This is a genomic window from Pseudolysinimonas sp., assembly GCF_044239695.1.
Taxonomy (GTDB): Bacteria; Actinomycetota; Actinomycetes; order Actinomycetales; family Microbacteriaceae; genus Pseudolysinimonas_A.
This window is the reverse complement of the sequence record NZ_JBIIAW010000068.1, coordinates 1-17,277: the sequence shown is the minus strand read 5'-3', so window position 1 is coordinate 17,277 and position 17,277 is coordinate 1. Positions and strand designations below refer to the sequence as shown.

The window sequence follows — 17,277 nt, the reverse complement described above, 5'->3', positions numbered from 1 at the left end:
GCGCTCGTCGAGTGGGAGACGGCCGAGGGTGCCTACGCGCGGCTGCAGCGCACCAAGCCGCAGACGATCGGGGTGGCGCTCGACGACTCCCCCGCCGGGCTCGCCGCGTGGATCGTCGAGAAGTTCCAGGCCTGGACCGACGGCGACGCCCTCGACGTCTACGCCCTCGACGACCTGTGCACGAACCTCGCGATCTACTGGTTCACCCGCTCCGCCACCTCCGCCGCGCAGTACTACTACGACAACGGCCACGCGACCCTGACGAACGACGCCGTCACCGTGCCGACGGGCGTCGCGATGTGGCCGAAGGACATCGTCCGCGGCACCCGCCGGTCGGTCGAGCGCTGGTTCCCGGTCGTGCGTTTCACCGAGATGCCGCGCGGCGGGCACTTCGGAGCCTGGGAGGCGCCCGGGCTCTGGGCGGCCGAGGTGATCGCGTTCTTCGATCAGGTCGACCCGCGACGATCGGGGGGCTGACCCCCGCGTGCCTCCCAGCCGCCATTCGTAAGGTGGACTCATGAAGCGCGCCGGGAGCTCGACTCGATGATCGAAGCACATGCCCTGACCAAGCAGTTCGGACCGAAGACCGCCGTCGACCAGGTGTCGTTCGCGGTGAAGCCGGGAATGGTGACCGGGTTCCTCGGTCCGAACGGCGCCGGCAAGACGACGACGATGCGGATGATCGTCGGGCTCGACCGCCCCACCGGCGGCAGGGTCACCGTCAACGGCTCGCGGTACGCCGACCTGAAGGCGCCGCTGCGGGAGGTCGGCATCCTGCTCGACGCGAAGGCCGTGCACCCCGGGCGCAGCGCCCGCAACCACCTGCTCGCGATCGCCGCGACGCACGGCATCGGCGGCGCGCGCGTCGACGAGGTCATCGGACTCACCGGGCTGGATGCCGTGGCCGGCAAACGCGTGCGCGACTTCTCGCTCGGCATGGGGCAGCGCCTCGGCATCGCCGCGGCCCTGCTCGGCGACCCGAAGACCCTCATCCTCGACGAGCCGGTGAACGGTCTCGACCCGGAGGGGGTGATCTGGGTGCGCACCCTCGCCCGGCACCTCGCCCGCGAGGGTCGCACCGTCTTCCTGTCGTCGCACCTGATGAGCGAGATGGCCCAGACCGCCGACCACCTCATCGTGCTCGGCCGCGGGCGGGTGATCGCCGACGCGCCTCTCGCCGACATCCTCGCGCTCGCGCAGGGCACCGCGGTGCGGGTCCGCACGCCCGACGCCGCCCGCTTCGAACCGGTGCTGACCGCCTCCTCGGCCTCGGTCACCATCGCCGACAACGAACCCGGCCTGCTGCAGGTGAACGGTCTCGCCGCGAGCCGCATCGGCGAACTCGCCGCCCAGGAGCGCATCGTGCTCCACGAACTCAGCCCGCTCGCCGGGTCGCTCGAAGACGCCTACCTCTCGCTCACGGGCGACGAGGTCGAGTATGCAGCTGGCACTGTTCACGCCGGAGGCACCGCATGACCGTCTCGATCCCCCACGACGCCCGCCTGAGCTTCGGCGGCATCCTGCGCTCCGAGTGGATCAAGCTCGTCAGCCTGCGCTCGACCGTGTGGTGCTACGTCATCCTCGTGCTGCTCACCGTCGGCCTCTCGGCGCTGCTCGCCGGACTCTCCGGCGTCGGGGTCCCCGCCGAGGACATGGGCTCGCTGTCGTACGAGTCGCAGCAGAGCACCTGGTTGCAGACCGCGGCAGTCGGCACCAACTTCGCCCAGCTCGTGATCGCGGTCCTCGGCGCGATGGTCATCACCGGCGAGTACGGCACCGGGATGATCCGCTCCACGTTCGCCGCCGTCCCGGGCCGGATCGCCGCCCTCGTCGGCAAGATCGTCGTGTTCGGGGTGGTGACCTTCCTGGTCTCCTTCGCCTCGCTCGTGGTCAGCGCGGTGCTCACCGTGCCCCTTCTCGGGGCAAACGGCTTCGACATCGACGTCGCCGACGGGAATGTCTGGCTGGGCCTGGTCGGCGCCGCCGGCTTCGTCACGCTCATCGGCCTCATGGCGCTGGGGATCGGCACGATCATCCGCAACACCGCCGGAGCGATCGCCGCCGCGCTCGGTCTGCTGCTCGTGCTGCCGACGGTCCTGCAGATCTTTGCGGCCGTCACCCAGATCGAGTGGCTCTTCGACGCGGTCGCGTTCCTGCCCAGCAGCGCCGGGGCGGCTCTCACCAGCTACCCGACCGCACCGATCGAGTATCCGGCGGGCATGTTCGTGCCGCTCACGCTCGAGCCGCTCCAGGCGCTGCTGGTGCTCGTCGCCTGGGCCGCTGCGCCGGTCATCCTCGGCGCGGTGCTGCTCAAGCGTCGCGACACCTGAACCCGAGCGCTCCCGTCATCTGCTGAGGGCCAGCTCGGTTCTCAGCAGATGACGAGCACGCGCGTGCCGACCGCGGGCTGTCGAGGGCGGGATGCCGAGGTGCCGCGCCGCCTCCTCCAGGCTGAAGCCGTCCCAGTGCACGAGTCGCACGAGTTCAGCCAGGTCCGGCGGAAGCGATCCGACCGCCTGGCGGATCTCGATCCGCACCACGTCGTCGTCGATCGACTCGGTGAAGTTCTCGCGCAGACGCGCGTCGAGCGCGTCGCGACGTCGGCGACCCCGACGGTGGTTGGCGAGCACTCGCCGGGCGACCCCGAACAGCCACATGCGCGCCTCGTCGGGGTCATCCGGAACCTGTGCCGGGCGACGGCACACGACGACGACGACCTCCCCGAGCAGATCGGCCGCCTCGTCGGGCCGCTCGAGCCGATTGGCGAAGAAGCCGAGCAGCCGGGGCGTGTTCGTCACGATCGCCGCCTGCGCCTCGGCTTTCACTCCGCGGGCCCCGGGCCGCAGTGCGAAGGGCTGAACATCTCGATCATCAACGGCTCGCCGTTGCGCCTGAGATCGCCGATCGCGAACTGGATCGCCATTGAGACGCCCAACGCCTCCAGCTCTCCCTGGGTTCCGGTGTCCGCCGGGTCGAAGAACTCGTATCCGTCCCGGTAGTCGATCGACGAGATCTCGACGCTCTCGAGGTACTCCCGGGCGAACTCGGCATCCCGCTGCGCCTGCGCGCGCTCGGTCGCCGTCGGGTCGGGTTCGATCCCCATCCAGATGTCACAGACTTCACCCGTCGATGTCTCGATCACCCAGTGGGCGTCGAATCTCCCGGTAGGCACCCCCGAGTTGGAACCGGCGATGGTCGCGGCGACCGCGCCGCCCCCGAGGATCAGGCCGCCGGCCAGGACGCCGACGATCGACATCCGCGCGACGCGGCGCTGCCGCTCGATGCGCCGCTCGGCCCAGAGCAGGAGGGCGGGTGCGCTCTCCCGGACCCGGCCCTCATCTATCCCGACGCCGCCGACCTCGAGGAGCCCGGTGCCTGATTCGTCGTTCATGGTCCTCCTGAAAGGGATCGTCACTCCAGAGATGTCCGCATCGCGGCGATCCGTCCACCCCGAGCACAAATCCGACCAGAATCTGGTTCCCAGGAATCACCCAGCGAACGCGCAGAAACTAGGGGGATGAGTGACGGCCCCCGCATCCTGATCGTCGACGACGAACCGAACATCCGCGACCTGCTCACGACGAGCCTGCGCTTCGCCGGTTTCGCGGTGCGCGCCGTCGGCAACGGCGCCCAGGCGATCTCGGCGGTGCTCGAGGAGGAGCCCGACCTCATCATCCTCGACGTGATGCTGCCCGACATGAACGGCTTCGGCGTGACCAAGCGGCTGCGGGCGTCCGGGTACACGGCGCCCATCCTGTTCCTCACCGCGAAGGACGACACCGAGGACAAGATCACCGGCCTCACCGTCGGCGGCGACGACTACGTCACCAAGCCCTTCTCGCTCGACGAGATCGTCGCGCGGCTCAAGGCGATCTTGCGTCGCACGATGCACGACGAAGAGGATGCCGTCATCCGCGCCGGAGAGCTCACGATGGACCAGGACACGCACGAGGTCGCCGTCGGCGACGAGCAGGTCGAACTGTCGCCCACCGAGTTCAAGCTGCTGCGCTACCTCATGCTCAACCCGAACCGGGTGCTGTCGAAGGCGCAGATCCTCGACCACGTCTGGGAGTACGACTTCAACGGCGACGCCGGCATCGTCGAGAGCTACATCTCGTACCTGCGACGTAAGCTCGACCAGCACTCGACCGAGCCCATGATCCAGACCAAGCGCGGCTTCGGGTACATGCTCAAGACCGCCAAGGCCTAGGCCGCGGCCGCACCGTACGGGAGGAGCCCGGTGGCGAATCCCGTCTCCGCGTCGTTCGACCGCTGGTGGAACGGCATCTCGCTGCGCGCGAAGGTCACCGGCGTCACCGTCTTCCTGCTGACCCTCGGCCTCACCGTCGCGGGTGCGGGCACGATGACCGTGCTGCGCGCCTACCTCGTCGAGCGCGTCGACGAAGCTCTCCTCACGCAGGGCTCCGCCATCCAGGCCGGTCTCGACCTCGTCGACGTGCGCAACTACACCGCGGGCTACGCGTGGGCGGTGGCCGCCGACGGCGAGGTGCTCGCCGACAACCTCGACTCCGACATCGAGGCCATCGCGCCCGTGCTCGACGGGCTGAAGCTCTCGCACGTGGTCGAGCTGAACGTCGGTCAGCGCGCGACTCCCCTGACCCTCCTCGACGAGACCAAGACGGTCGAGTGGCGGGTGATCGCCTACCCCGCCGCGGTCGGTACCGGCTCCGAGCAGGCGACGCTCGTGCTCGGGCGCAACCTCAGCGACACCAACGCCCTGCTCGGCCGCTACGCCGCGATCTTCCTGCTGTTCGCGATCGCCGTCGTCGTACTCGGCGCGATGGCCACGCAACTGCTCGTCACGGGTGCGTTCATGCCGCTCCGCGACGTCGAACGTACGGCGGCCCGATTCGCCGCCGGCGACTACAGCCAACGCCTCGGCGGGGCGACCCCGAACACCGAGGTCGGCCGCCTCTCGCGCTCGCTCAACACGATGCTCGCCCGCATCGACCGGGCGTTCGCCGACCGCGCCCGCACCGTCGACCAGATGCGGCGCTTCGTCGGCGACGCATCGCACGAACTGCGCACGCCGCTCGTCTCGCTGCGCGGCTACGCCGAGTTGTACCGGATGGGCGCACTGCAGACCCCCGACGACGTCGCCCAGGCGATGGACCGCATCGAGCGCGAAGCGATCCGCATGGGCGGGCTTGTCGAAGACCTCCTCGAACTGGCCCGCCTCGACGAAGCCCGGCCGCTCGAGCGGGTGGCGGTCGACCTGCTGCCGATCGCGCAGGATGCCGCGCTGGATGCCGCCGCCTCGGCCCCCGAGCGGCGCATCACCGTCGTCGTGCCGGAGGAGCCGGAGCCCGAGCCGTCCGAGATCCTCACCTCCGAAGGCGGCTCTCCGGCCGTCGCGGCGGAGTCCGAGACCTCCGACGCCGACGCCGCGGTCGCCGGTGTAGCTCCGGCCGCACGGCGAGCCGGGGCGACGGCGGGTGCGTTCGCGTTCGCCGGTGCGACGCTCGCCCGGCTTCGCCGACGCCGGCCGGCCCGGGGGGCTGCGGAGCCCACGCCCGCCCCGGCTCCCCTGCCTCCGATCGGCCCCATCGTGCTCGTCGAGGAGAACAAGATCCGCCAGGTCGTCACGAACCTGATGGGCAACGCGATGAGGTTCACCAAGGACGACAGCCCGATCGAGATCGTCGTCGACGTCGACCGGGCCGCCGGCTACGGCGTCATCGCGATCGTCGACCACGGCGAGGGCATCCCGCCGCAACTGCGCGAGAAGATCTTCCAGCGCTTCTGGCGCGCCGACACCTCGCGCACCCGCGACACCGGCGGCTCCGGCCTCGGTCTGGCGATCGTGGCGGGCATCGTCGCGAACCACGAGGGCCACGTCGAGGTCGTCGAGACGCCGGGTGGCGGGGCGACGTTCCGGGTGAGCCTGCCGCTCCTCCCCAGCCCGGAGCCTGCAACACCGTCCCCCGCCCCGCAGCCGGCTCCCCGGGGGCGTGCGCGGCGTCCGTAGCGTCGCGCACATGACGAGATACCAGATCGACAGCGAGGCCGTCGTCGCGGCGACCTCCTCCGTCCAGGCGGCCGCGAGCCGCATCCAGGCCGACGTGAGCGGCCTGCACTCCCAGCTGCTCCAGCTCCAGGGTTCGTGGACCGGCCAGGCATCGGCGGCGTTCCAGACCGTCGTCGCCGACTGGACCGCGACGCAGCGTCGGGTCGAAGAGAGCCTCCAGCTGCTCAACGCCGGTCTCGCGCAGGCGGGCCAGCACTACGCCGAGATCGAACTGCAGAACGCCCGGCTCTTCCTGCGCTAGCCCCGACAACACCGAATTGCGTCGAGCGCGCGCTCGTACGCCAGTGCTCTCGACCCAAATCGGTGCACTGGGCACGAGAAAGCGGGCGGCTCCTTGTGGGAGCCGCCCGCTTTCTCTGTCGCGGAGTGGGGGGACTTAGAAGTCGCCCATCCCACCCATGTCGCCACCGCCGGCCGGGGCGGCGTTGCGCTCCGGCTTGTCCGCGACGACCGCTTCGGTCGTGAGGAACAGCGCGGCGATCGACGCGGCGTTGAGCAGCGCGGAACGCGTCACCTTCACCGGGTCGTTGATGCCCGCGGCGAGCATGTCGACGTACTCGCCGGTCGCGGCGTTGAGGCCCTGGCCGACCGGCAGGTTGCGCACCTTGTCGACGACCACGCCGGGCTCGAGGCCCGAGTTGAGGGCGATCTGCTTGAGCGGGGCGTCGATGGCCACGCGCACGATGTTCGCGCCCGTCGCCTCGTCACCCGTCAGGCCCGTGACCGCCTTGCCGTCGAACGCGGACTTGCCGGCCTGGATGAGCGCGACGCCACCACCGGCGACGATGCCCTCCTCGACGGCGGCCTTCGCGTTGCGCACGGCGTCCTCGATGCGGTGCTTGCGCTCCTTGAGCTCGACCTCGGTCGCGGCACCGGCCTTGATGACCGCCACACCACCGGCGAGCTTCGCGAGGCGCTCCTGGAGCTTCTCGCGGTCGTAGTCGCTGTCGGTGTTCTCGATCTCCTGACGGATCTGCTTGACCCGTCCGGCGATCTGGTCGGCGCTGCCGGCGCCTTCGATGATCGTGGTCTCGTCCTTGGTGACGATGACCTTGCGCGCCTGGCCGAGCTGCTCGAGCGAGGTGTTCTCGAGCTTCAGCCCGAGCTCCTCGCTGATGACCTCGCCACCGGTGAGGATGGCGATGTCGGCGAGCTGCGCCTTGCGGCGGTCACCGAAGCCGGGGGCCTTGACGGCGACCGACTTGAAGATGCCGCGGATCTTGTTGACGATCAGGGTCGCGAGCGCCTCGCCGTCGACATCCTCGGCGATGATCAGCAGCTGCTTGCCCGACTGGATGACCTTGTCGACGACCGGCAGCAGGTCCTTGATGTTGCTGACCTTCGAGTTGACGATCAGGATGTAGGGGTCTTCGAAGACCGCTTCCTGACGCTCCGGGTCGGTCACGAAGTACTGCGACAGGTAGCCCTTGTCGAAGCGCATGCCCTCGGTGAGCTCGAGGGTCGTGCCGAAGGTGTTCGACTCCTCGACGGTGACGACGCCCTCCTTGCCGACCTTGTCGATCGCCTCGGCGATGAGCTTGCCGATCTCGGGATCGCCGGCCGAGATGGATGCCGTGGCGGCGATCTCTTCCTTGGTCTCGATCTCCTTGGCGTTCTTCACGAGCTCGCCGATGACGGCCTCGACGGCCTTCTCGATGCCGCGCTTGAGGCTGATCGGGTCGGCGCCGGCCGCGACGTTGCGCAGGCCTTCGCGAACGAGCGCCTGGGCGAGCACGACCGAGGTGGTCGTGCCGTCGCCGGCGACGTCATCCGTCTTCTTGGCGACCTCCTTGACGAGCTCCGCACCGATCTTCTCGTACGGGTCGTCGAGCTCGATCTCCTTGGCGATCGAGACGCCGTCGTTCGTGATCGTGGGGGCTCCCCACTTCTTCTCGAGAACGACGTTCCGGCCACGCGGGCCGAGGGTGACCTTGACGGCGTCGGCCAGGATGTTGAGGCCGCGCTCGAGGCCGCGGCGGGCCTCCTCGTCGAAAGCAATGATCTTTGACATGAGTGTGTGTCGTCCCTCCCGGACGTAGAGCTGGCACTCACGACGCGTGAGTGCCAGTGGCTAGTTTGGCACTCGCCTACGGTGAGTGCAAGCCGCGCGACGCCGGACTACGAGGCGGGGGTCTCGGTGGGTGCCGGCTCCGGAGGGGGCGGAGGCGCCACGAACTCGACGCTGCCGGCGAGAGGGACCAGCTCGATCCAACTGTTGCCCGGGGCCAGCCGGATGACGGTGCCGGTGTCGTCGACGAGACGGATCGCCTCGGTCTGACTGCCCTTCGACCAGGTGGCGTGGATCGTCATGCCGCCGCTCGACACCCACGCCTCACCGCTGCCGATCAGCTCGGTCTTCGGAATGCTCTGGCTCACGGTGACCGGCACGCGGATCACGATGACGTTGACCGCCGAGAACGGCACGCCCGCGGTGTCGAGGTCGGCGGCGCCGCCCTGCGACCGCGCCCAGACGCCGCGTGCGGCATCCCAGGTCCACCCGGGCTTCGAGGCTGCCCCGAACACGAGCGCCATCGATGCGACCGGCGCTCCCTCCCGCACCGCGGACGATGACGCGAGATCGGGCGCGAACGAGAACTGCTGGCCGGGTGCCGCGAGGTCGAGGTGCCGCGCGATCAACTCGGGCGCCTTCACCAGCACATCGTGCGGTCCCGGGCGGCCGTCGACCCGGTACATCAGCTCGGTGCCGTCGGGCGCGGTGCCGTGGATCGCGTTGTAGACGTTGGTGTTGCGCATCATCGCGACGAACCGCTGCTGTCCGCCCGAGTAGGCGATGATGCCGCCCAGCGGGGAGACGATGTCGGGATCCATCGGACGGATGCTGCGCACCGGCCCGATGTCGGTGGGCACGTCGGAGTGCCAGACCGCGACGTAGCGGGTCAACCCGCCCTCGACCAGCTCCTCGAAGACCAGGTCGGTGCGCTCGAGGCCGAACTGCGGCCGCGCGTCCTCGTGATTGTCGACCTTCGCCGCGAGCGACGGGGCGGTCAGTGCGCCGACGGCGACGAGCTCCCCCGTCAGCGGAGCGAGCGCCATCGGCTCGGGGGTGAGGTACGTCGACGAGAACGTCGGCGTCGGGGTCGGCATCGGCGCCGCCGGACCGCACGCCGTCAGGAGCGCGACGGCGCCCCACGCACCCGCCGCGAGGGCGCGACGCCCGGCACGCCGACGACCACGACCCTCATCCATTCCTGAATGCTAGGGCGGGGCCGATCAGGCGGGCCGCACCGACTCGGCCTGAGGTCCCTTCGGCCCCGTGCCGACCTCGAAGACGACCGCTTGGCCTTCTTCGAGCACTTTGTACCCGGTCATCTCGATCGCGGAGTAGTGGACGAAGACGTCCTCTCCGCCGTCGACGGTGATGAACCCGAAACCCTTCTCGGCGTTGAACCACTTGACGGTGCCTTGAGCCATCGGAACTCCCTGCTGCGTGCGACTCGGAACAGCGCATCCCTACGCGCTCTCACCACGAATGTAGCGACGGCGGGCGCCGCGATATCGGTCGGGGAGGGCCGCGCAGTGCCGAATCGACGGGAATTTACACGACCCGAACACGGGCGTAACACGCCCGTCTCGTGCGGCCGCTCAGCCCGCCGGCGGGGTGTAGTCGCTGCCGAGCACGATGGTCACGGTGGCACCGAGGTAGAAGTCGGAGTTGAAGATGTTCGCCGGGTCGGTGCCGAGCAGTTCCGCGAGGCCGAGGGCGATTCCTTCGTACTGCGCGCCGTTGTAGTAGATGCGCGTGAACTCTTCTTCGCGCGCTCCGGCGACCGCGCCCGACGGCTCGGGCCAGCCGGCCTGGGTGATCTGCGCGACCGCCGCATCCTCGAGATCGGCGGTCGGGGCTCCGTTGAGGACGGAGATCGACAACGTCTCCGCGACCGCCGGGTCGACGAGCGCGGGATCGGTGATCGGATCCACCTCCGGCTCGGGCGTCGACGTGACGCCCGGCTGGGCGATGCCGCCGCCGAGCTCGGGCAGTTCGAACGAGATCGCCGGGTTGACGCGGGAGAGTCCGTAGAGACCGCCGACGACGAGCAGGCCCGTCGCGAGGGCTGCCCACGCGAACGCCACCCAGCCGCGTCCGCGCTTCGCCGGAGCTCGGTGGGCGCCGACGCGGACGAGGTCGTCGGGGATGTCGTCGAAGCGGTCCCGGGAGGTTCTGGCCATCGTCCGTGTCGTCCTGATCGTGGGTGCGGGCTCGGCGCTCGAAGCCGGCTAGTTGTCAGTGGTGAAGGGGCGGGCCCTGGCCCGGCGCCGCGATTCTCGCAGCCGTTGCAGGCGACGGACGAGAAGCGGGTCGTGCCGCACCGCGAGCGGTGAATCGATGAGCGCGTACAACATCTGATAGTACCGAGCTGAGGAGACGCCGAATTCCGAGCGGATGGCGGCCTCGCGGTTGCCGACGCGGTCCGCCCAGGCGCGTTCGAACTCGAGCAGACGCACCTCGGTCTCGTCGAGCTGCGTGCGCGAGGGCTCCGCGGCGCGAGGTTCGGTCACGCGGCGATCCTAGGGAGGCACGGGCCCTGCGCCCTGGTGCCTCGCCGGGCCGTCACCGGGCTGTCAGAGGGCACTCAGACGGTCGCCGTGTGGACTCGCCTCGGCGAAAGCCTCCCCGTCGAGCGCGAGCACGAAGCGCCCGGGGAGCGCCGTGTCGTCGGCGATCCCGCTCTGCTCCAACGTCACCAGCCGCGCGCCCAAGTCGCGCACCGCCCCGGGGAACGCCGCCCGGGCCTCCGGAGTCAGATAGACGAGCGTGCCGAGCGACACGACGACGAGGGTGAGGTCTGACGGAGCCTCGGCGACCGCCGCGGCGAGTCCGGCGAGCGCGTCGCCGGCGACCACACGGGGAGGATCCTGCCGGGCGGTCGCGAGGGCGGCTCGCAGGCGCTCTCGGCGGTCGGGGCGGTCCAGCGGCACGAGGGCCTCCAGCCACGCCGCATCCGGGTCGTCGGCCGCCGAGAGCGGGTGCAGATCGAGCCCGAGCCGCCACCGGATGTCGGGGAGGGTCGACGGCACCAGCGCGGGGTCATCGACCGCGCAGACGATCTCAGGGGCCCCGCTGCCGAGCCGCGGAGCGTCGCCGAATCGGTAGGAGTACCGCTCCGGGATCGCGCACAGACCGGCGGACGCGCCCACTTCGACCAGGGCCAGCGGGCCGGGTACCCGCGCCAATGCCGCGACGAGCGGGGCGCAGCGGCCGACCTCGTTCGTCTGCGTCCGGCGCTGACGGGCAGCGCTCTCGACCTCGGGCCAGTGCTCGAGGAGCCAGGTACGGAACTGCGGGTACGCGGTCGCCGCCGCGCCCAGCCAGGTCGCGACCGAGAAGATCAGCGAGGGCTGGCGGCGGTCGCGCGGGAGGCGGTCGAGCAGCGCGAGGATGTCGTCATCCTGCGCCACCCCAGCCGCCCAGGCGACGTGCAGCGCCGAGTGCCCGGCGAGCTCCCGCGTCGCACGCTCGTACCAGTCGACTGTGGGGCTGCGGCTCTCCTGAGCAGCAGCCCCACGTGGCTGCGTGTCGAAGGGCATCCCGGCCATCCTGCCAGGACCCGCAGCCCCACGGGCGTTCCGGGTTACGCCGAGCGGCCCGCCCGACGCACCAGAACGACGATCAGCGCGGCGAGGAGCAGCAGCGCCACGAGGGCGCCGACGATCCACGGCAGGGGCGACGTCGCCGAGGCGTTCACGGCGTCTCCGGTCGTCTCGGTGTCGTCCGTCACCGCCAGGGTCTGGATGCACGCCGGGTCGACCGTGATCGACAGGTCGATCGGGTCGAGCGCTTCACCCGCCGGGTAGGTGCCGAAGGCCGCCGCTCCGGCGTCGGTGAGCACCGCCGGGATACCGGTGAACGCGACGAGGTCACCGCCGCCCACCTGTTCCGCGTCGGCGAGATCGAGTTCGGCGAACTCGATCCCCGCGCTCGAGACCGGGGTGCCGTCCTGCGTCGTGCCGGTCACGTCGAGCAGCAGCACGGCACGGTCGCCGTCGATCACGACCCTGGGATTCGCGATCGTCGTGTCGAGCACGCCGCCGTGCCCGGTGAACCGCACCGAGCCGGTGAAGGCGAGGTCGGCATCCCCGGTCTCGGCGTCGTAGCCGCCGGAGCCCGTCGCCCAGGTGAAGACCGGGGTCTCGTAGTCGGCGCCGTCGGCGGTCGTCCACTCGCCGTTGGCGATCGATCCGTCGATGTAGGCCCGGAACGACTCTTTGAAGCCCCACGTCAGCTCGGCACCCTCGACCTCGCAGCCGACGACCTCGGCCGCCGCGATGTCGATCACGATGCCGCGGTCCACCGACCCCTGGAAGGTGAAGGTGTGCTCGCCGGTCAGGCCGGCCGGCAGGTTGCCCGTCCAGGTCACGACCCCGTCGGCATCCGCCGTCGCATCGGTCGCGAGCACGGTGGGCTCCGAGTAGATGACGACCAGGATGCCGGACTCGTTCGGCTGGAATCCGCCGGCGGTGAAGGTGTAGTTCCCGCCCGCGGTGAACTCCTCCTCGGTCGACTCGATGCCTTCTGTGGCCGGCGGGGTCGGTGCGGCCGTGCGGGTCTCGGCCACGACGGCTGCCGTGGTCAACCCGCGACCGTTCGTTGCGTTCACCGACCCGATCGTGAAGGTGACCGGGTCGAGTGCCGTACCCGCGCTGTAGAAGCCCGCGAAGCTCGCCGCGCCGGCTGCGGTCAGGGTCGCCGGGGACGCCGCATAGGTGCGGGCCCCGCTGGCATCCGTCGTCGGCGTGCCGAGGGCGAGCGACGCGAAGTCGACTCGTCCGCTGCCGGTCGCGACCGACAGGACCGCACTGGACGTGCTCGTGATTCGCACGACCGGGTCGGCGATGCGCAGGTTCAGCAGGCCGCCGTGCCCGGAGAACGTGACCGAGCCGCGGTAGGCGACATCCGAGCTCACCTCGGCCGACGACTGCGGGAACCAGTAGGCCCCGCCGGAGACGCCCGCGCCGTTGCCCACCGAGATCGAGCCGCTCGCGATCGGACCGGTGACGTACTCGCGGAAGGAGGCCTTGACGCCCCAGCTGAGCGAGCCCGGGACCGGGGTCGCGATCGGGTCGACCGGAGGCGTCGTCGGGGTGGTGGAGGCGAACTCGATCGGGGTGTAGGTCTCGAACGGCGCGTAGACCGCGCCCGAGCCGGGATAGGTGTAGATGCCGTAGTTGCCGTCGGCGAGAGCCCCGGTGAACTCCTCGTTCACGGTGATCTCGATCTCGAACGACCCGTCGGCCTCGATCGCGACGGCGCCCGCGGCAGAACCGCCGACCGTGGCGGCATCCGCCGGGTTCAGAATCCACTTCGTCTGCGTCCCATCGGCCTTACGGCTCGCCGAGAGCGCACCCTCGCTGGGCTTCCAGGCATCCAGGAACGTGCCGAACGTCACGTACACGCCGCCGAACTTGCCGCTCAGCGGCGGACGCGTCCCCAACGGGCCGCCCTCCTCATTCGGCCCGAAGTTCTCACCGGTCACGGTCACGACGTCACCGGACTCGAGACCCGTGGTCTGCGACACGGTGATCGTCGGCACCGGCTCGGCGAATTCGATCGGGGTGTAGGTCTCGAACGGCGCGTAGACCGCGCCCGAGCCGGGATAGGTGTAGATGCCGTAGTTGCCGTCGGCGAGAGCACCGGTGAACTCCTCGTTCACCTCGATCTGCACCGAGAACGACCCGTCGGGCTGGATCGCCACCGCACCGGCTGCCGAACCGCCGACCGTGGCGACATCCGCCGGGTTCAGGATCCACTTCGTCTGGGTGCCGTCGGCCTTACGGCTCGCCGAGAGCGCACCCTCGCTGGGCTTCCAGGCATCCAGGAACGTGCCGAAGGTCACGTACACGCCGCCGAACTTGCCGCTCAGCGGCGGACGCGTCCCCAACGGTCCACCCTCCTCATTCGGCCCGAACCCGGTGCCGGTGACCGTCACGACGTCGCCCGACTCGAGCCCCGTCGTCTGCGACACCGCGATCGTCGGCACGACGGGCTCCGGCTCGGGAGCCGCTTCGACGGGCCACGAGAAGCTCACGGGGTCCAGAACGGTGCCCGCGGAGTAGAAGCCGCCGAACGCGGTGGCACCCGCTTCGGTGAGCACGGCGGGCACGTTCGAGTAGGCGACGACGTCGGCCGTGGAGCCGTTGCTCCCGCCCGCGAGGTCGAGGGTCGCGAACACGGTGTCGCCGAGCTCGACGAACGTCGTCGGGTCGTTGAAGCCCCGGCTGCGGGCATCCAGGAGGAGTTCCGCGGTCGTCGCGCCGGTGATCCGCACCTTCAGGTCGGAGAAGGTGAGATCGAGTGCGTACTCCCCGGCCGGGACGCCGAAGTCCGGGTGCCCCTGAAAACGGACGCTGCCGGGGTAGGCGACCGTTCCGGTACCGCCGGGTGCCGCCCCCGACCCTCCGCTCCAGCCGAACGGCGTGGCGTCGCTCACCCCGGAGACGGTCCACGAACCGTGAGCGATCGAGCCGACGAGGTAGCTGCGGAACGAGGCTTTGACCCCCCACTGCAGCGTCGCGCCGGCGACGTCTCCCGCCGCCGCCGAGGCGGAGGTGGCGGGGAGACTCAGCCCCACCAGCGCGAGCAGGAGGCTCAGCAGAATGGCGAGCGGACGGAGCAGGGGGCGTGACGCGACGGAGTTCATCGAGTTCTTCCTCGGGGAGAGAAGGGGAGGGGATGCCAGCGAAGTTAGCTAAGGCTGGGCTAACTTCGAAGGTAGGCAACATTCCTAGACTTGTCAAAGGACAGCCTTACCTAACCTTCATCGGCGTGGGAATCGCCTCCACCTCCGGTTGAATAGGACGCGGTCGACGGGGTCGGCCGCACCGAGCGCGAGGACACGACATGGACACCACCGACCAGGGCTATTCCGTCGAGAAGACCGACGAGCAGTGGCGCGCGGAGCTCACCCCCGAGCAGTACAAGGTGCTGCGTGAGGCCGGCACCGAGCGGGCGTGGACGGGCGAACTGCTCGACGAGAGCCGCTCCGGCCTCTACACCTGCGCCGCCTGCGACGCCGAACTGTTCAAGAGCGGCACGAAGTTCGACTCCGGCTGCGGCTGGCCGTCGTTCTACGACTCGGTCAACCCGGATGCCGTGCAGCTCCTCGAGGACACCTCGCTCGGCGTCGTGCGCACCGAGGTGCGCTGCGCGAACTGCGGGTCGCACCTCGGGCACGTGTTCGACGACGGCTTCGGGACCCCGACCGGCCTGCGCTACTGCATGAACTCGCTGTCGCTCGGGTTCCACGCCGAGCCGTGAAGCAGGCACCGTCGTGAAGCAGGCACCGTCGTGAAGCAGGCATCGTCGTGACGTCCGGACCCATCGCCGACGGGATGCGGCGTCGCCGCTCGCAGCCCTCGGTGACCGGCGATGCGCCCACGAAGCGCGAGCTGCTGCCGCTCATCGAAGCCGCGGCATCCGTCGCCGACCATGGCTCGCTGCGCCCCTGGCGGGTGATCGCGCTCCGCGGCGAGGCCCGGAAGCGGCTCGGCTTCGCGATCGCCGAGGCGGCGGGACTCGAAGGCGGAGCCGCGGAGAAGATGGCGCAGAAGCCGCTGCGCGCTCCCCTGTTGCTCGCGATCGTCGTCTCGCCGAAGAAGAGCCACAAGGTGCCCGAGTGGGAGCAGGAGAGCGTCGCCTCGGGCGTCGCGCACGCCCTCAGCCTCGTGCTCGACGAGGCTGGCTGGGGCGTCATCTGGCGCACCGGGCTGTACACCCGGTCGAAGGCCGTGCACCGGATGCACAAGCTCGAGCCCGACGAGAAGCTGCTCGGCTGGCTCTACATCGGCGGCAAGGCGAAGACGAAGAGCGGGCGGCGCAAGCCCGTGAAGGCGAAGGACTTCCTCAGCTCGCTGTGACCCCGCGCCGGCCCGGCAGGGCCGCGATCACGACGGCGACGAGCACGAGCGCCGTGCCGATCAGCGTCACCACATGCAGGCCGGTGCCCGACACCGGCACGAGCAGATCGAAGACGACGGATGCCATCAACTGCCCGGCGAGCAGCGCGAGACCCATGAGCAGCACGCCCGTCGTGCGCACGATGGCCGCCTGCGCCGCGATGAAGACGCACCCGTTGAGCCCGCCGAGGTAGAGCCACCACTCCCCCGGGAACGTCGGGTTCCAGCCGACGACCGCGATGTGCACGAGCAGCGCGAGCCCGAGCACGACGGCGCCGACGAGGAAGTTGCCGAACGTCGCGGTGAACGCCGAGCCGGAGACCTGCCTGACCTGCCCGTTGACCGCCTGCTGCCATCCCACGAAGAGGCCGGCGACGAGCGGGATGACGAGAGCCCAGATCGGGATGTCGGGACGGATCCGGTCGGACAGCGCGATCCCGACCGCGACGATCGCGAGCAGCGTGCCGACGATGCGCTGCGGCGTGGCCGGGGTCGCGGGCATGAGTGCGAGCCCGCGGTGATCGAGCAGGAGCGAGCTCAGCGTCTGACCGCAGACGACGGCGATCGTGTACATCGCGACTCCGAGCATGCCGACCGTCAGCCCCTGACCGAGCACGAAGAGCGCCCCACCGACGCCCCCGAACACGAGCCACCACGGGATGGTGCGCTCCCGCAGCGCGACGACGACGCGTCCGATGCCGCGGCGACCGGGACGCCACACGGCGGTCGCGAGCAGGAGGATGACGAGTCCCGATCCGAACGAGAGGAAGGCCGCGAGGAACCCGTCACCCAGCCGCTGGCCGAGCTCGCCGTTGATGCGCGTCTGCAGGGCGACGAGGATGCCGGTGCCGAACGCCGCGACGAGAGCCGCCGCGAGACGGGCGGGGGTGACCTCCGGCGGACCGGGGAGCGCCATCAGTCGGACAGCCCGGCGCGGTAGCGCTCACGCCGGAAGTGACGCCCGTTGTCGCCGTCGATGTGGTCGAGCACGAACACCAGCGTCGCACCATTCCAGGTCGGCTCCCGACCGCAGATCGCGCACACGCCGTTCTGCTGCATCATGATCCAGTCCCGGATCGCCCGCTTCAGGGTGTGCGCGCCCGGATTGCCGGTGACCAGCCACCGCTTGATGTGACGCTCGGCGAGTACCTCGTGATGGCACGCGCCTGAGCAGTACTCGCTCGCGGAATTGGTAAGTGGTTTTCGACATTGACGACACTCCCCCGGAGCGGTGCCGTGACGTCGAACTCCCCGGTTGTTGACCGTGGCGGCGCAACTCAGTGAGCAGTACTTCGGGTTGGTCGTCGCCGTGCCGC

Annotated in this window: 19 protein-coding genes; 8 read left to right on the top strand and 11 right to left on the bottom strand. The window is 70.1% G+C overall.

Annotated features, from left to right (window positions below; translation table 11 throughout):
• The 3 genes from ACILQS_RS11055 to ACILQS_RS11045 form a co-directional block, all read left to right on the top strand.
• On the top strand, window positions 1–477 hold a 477-nt coding region (locus ACILQS_RS11055), incomplete at its 5' end, for an alpha/beta fold hydrolase (RefSeq protein ID WP_395640181.1).
• Window positions 478–543: 66 nt separating this feature from the next.
• Window positions 544–1,476, top strand: a complete 933-nt coding sequence (locus tag ACILQS_RS11050; RefSeq protein ID WP_395640180.1) for an ABC transporter ATP-binding protein — start codon at window positions 544–546, stop codon at window positions 1,474–1,476.
• On the top strand, window positions 1,473–2,330 hold the full coding sequence (locus ACILQS_RS11045; RefSeq protein ID WP_395640179.1) for an ABC transporter permease subunit: 858 nt from the start codon (window positions 1,473–1,475) through the stop codon (window positions 2,328–2,330). Before ACILQS_RS11050 ends, ACILQS_RS11045 begins: the two co-directional genes overlap by 4 nt.
• Window positions 2,331–2,345: 15 nt before the next feature.
• On the opposite strand, the gene ACILQS_RS11040 is transcribed toward ACILQS_RS11045, so the two are convergent.
• Together ACILQS_RS11040 and ACILQS_RS11035 are read right to left on the bottom strand one after the other, a co-directional pair.
• Entirely contained in the window at window positions 2,346–2,798 is a 453-nt protein-coding gene (locus ACILQS_RS11040) for an RNA polymerase sigma factor (RefSeq protein WP_395640178.1), read from the bottom strand.
• Window positions 2,799–2,821: 23 nt separating this feature from the next.
• On the bottom strand, window positions 2,822–3,391 hold the full coding sequence (locus tag ACILQS_RS11035; RefSeq protein WP_395640177.1) for a hypothetical protein: 570 nt from the start codon (window positions 3,389–3,391) through the stop codon (window positions 2,822–2,824).
• A 126-nt stretch (window positions 3,392–3,517) separates the two neighbouring features.
• On the opposite strand from ACILQS_RS11035, the gene ACILQS_RS11030 reads away from it, so the two are divergent.
• From ACILQS_RS11030 to ACILQS_RS11020, 3 genes are read left to right on the top strand one after another with little or no spacing between them, the layout of a single operon-like run.
• Window positions 3,518–4,210 (top strand): response regulator transcription factor, encoded by a 693-nt coding sequence (locus ACILQS_RS11030; RefSeq protein ID WP_395640176.1) that lies wholly within the window; start codon window positions 3,518–3,520, stop codon window positions 4,208–4,210.
• Window positions 4,211–4,240: 30 nt separating this feature from the next.
• Window positions 4,241–5,989, top strand: a complete 1,749-nt coding sequence (locus ACILQS_RS11025) for a sensor histidine kinase (protein ID WP_395640175.1) — start codon at window positions 4,241–4,243, stop codon at window positions 5,987–5,989.
• A gap of 10 nt (window positions 5,990–5,999) precedes the next feature.
• Window positions 6,000–6,290 carry a WXG100 family type VII secretion target gene (locus ACILQS_RS11020; RefSeq protein ID WP_395640174.1) on the top strand — a complete coding sequence of 97 codons (291 nt, stop codon included), beginning with the start codon at window positions 6,000–6,002 and terminating at the stop codon, window positions 6,288–6,290.
• A gap of 135 nt (window positions 6,291–6,425) precedes the next feature.
• Here ACILQS_RS11020 and groL read toward each other — a convergent pair whose 3' ends face one another.
• From groL to ACILQS_RS10985, 7 genes are all read right to left on the bottom strand, one after another.
• A complete protein-coding gene (groL, locus tag ACILQS_RS11015) occupies window positions 6,426–8,060 on the bottom strand; it encodes a chaperonin GroEL (RefSeq protein WP_395640173.1) in 1,635 nt (544 codons plus the stop codon).
• A gap of 107 nt (window positions 8,061–8,167) precedes the next feature.
• On the bottom strand, window positions 8,168–9,256 hold the full coding sequence (locus tag ACILQS_RS11010; RefSeq protein ID WP_395640172.1) for a DUF3048 domain-containing protein: 1,089 nt from the start codon (window positions 9,254–9,256) through the stop codon (window positions 8,168–8,170).
• A 24-nt stretch (window positions 9,257–9,280) separates the two neighbouring features.
• Window positions 9,281–9,481 (bottom strand): cold-shock protein, encoded by a 201-nt coding sequence (locus ACILQS_RS11005; protein ID WP_395640171.1) that lies wholly within the window; start codon window positions 9,479–9,481, stop codon window positions 9,281–9,283.
• A gap of 171 nt (window positions 9,482–9,652) precedes the next feature.
• Window positions 9,653–10,237 carry a LytR C-terminal domain-containing protein gene (locus ACILQS_RS11000; RefSeq protein WP_395640170.1) on the bottom strand — a complete coding sequence of 195 codons (585 nt, stop codon included), beginning with the start codon at window positions 10,235–10,237 and terminating at the stop codon, window positions 9,653–9,655.
• 48 nt (window positions 10,238–10,285) lie between these two features.
• On the bottom strand, window positions 10,286–10,567 hold the full coding sequence (locus tag ACILQS_RS10995) for a DUF3263 domain-containing protein (protein WP_395640169.1): 282 nt from the start codon (window positions 10,565–10,567) through the stop codon (window positions 10,286–10,288).
• Between the two features lie 63 nt (window positions 10,568–10,630).
• Complete coding sequence (locus ACILQS_RS10990; protein WP_395640168.1) at window positions 10,631–11,596, bottom strand: DUF2332 family protein; 966 nt, start codon at window positions 11,594–11,596, stop codon at window positions 10,631–10,633.
• A 44-nt stretch (window positions 11,597–11,640) separates the two neighbouring features.
• Window positions 11,641–14,706 carry an HtaA domain-containing protein gene (locus ACILQS_RS10985; protein ID WP_395640167.1) on the bottom strand — a complete coding sequence of 1,022 codons (3,066 nt, stop codon included), beginning with the start codon at window positions 14,704–14,706 and terminating at the stop codon, window positions 11,641–11,643.
• A gap of 200 nt (window positions 14,707–14,906) precedes the next feature.
• On the opposite strand from ACILQS_RS10985, the gene msrB reads away from it, so the two are divergent.
• Together msrB and ACILQS_RS10975 are read left to right on the top strand one after the other, a co-directional pair.
• Complete coding sequence (gene msrB / locus ACILQS_RS10980; RefSeq protein WP_395640166.1) at window positions 14,907–15,323, top strand: peptide-methionine (R)-S-oxide reductase MsrB; 417 nt, start codon at window positions 14,907–14,909, stop codon at window positions 15,321–15,323.
• Between the two features lie 47 nt (window positions 15,324–15,370).
• The gene (locus tag ACILQS_RS10975) at window positions 15,371–15,922 is read left to right on the top strand and encodes a nitroreductase (RefSeq protein WP_395640165.1); all 552 of its coding nucleotides are present in this window, start codon (window positions 15,371–15,373) and stop codon (window positions 15,920–15,922) included.
• On the opposite strand, the gene ACILQS_RS10970 is transcribed toward ACILQS_RS10975, so the two are convergent.
• Together ACILQS_RS10970 and ACILQS_RS10965 are read right to left on the bottom strand one after the other, a co-directional pair.
• Window positions 15,909–16,877, bottom strand: coding sequence for a DMT family transporter (locus tag ACILQS_RS10970; protein ID WP_395640164.1), 969 nt, complete (start codon window positions 16,875–16,877; stop codon window positions 15,909–15,911). The genes ACILQS_RS10975 and ACILQS_RS10970 overlap by 14 nt on opposite strands.
• Window positions 16,877–17,277 (bottom strand): hypothetical protein (locus ACILQS_RS10965; protein ID WP_395640163.1); only part of this gene is annotated, 401 nt, incomplete at its 5' end. The genes ACILQS_RS10970 and ACILQS_RS10965, both read right to left, overlap by 1 nt.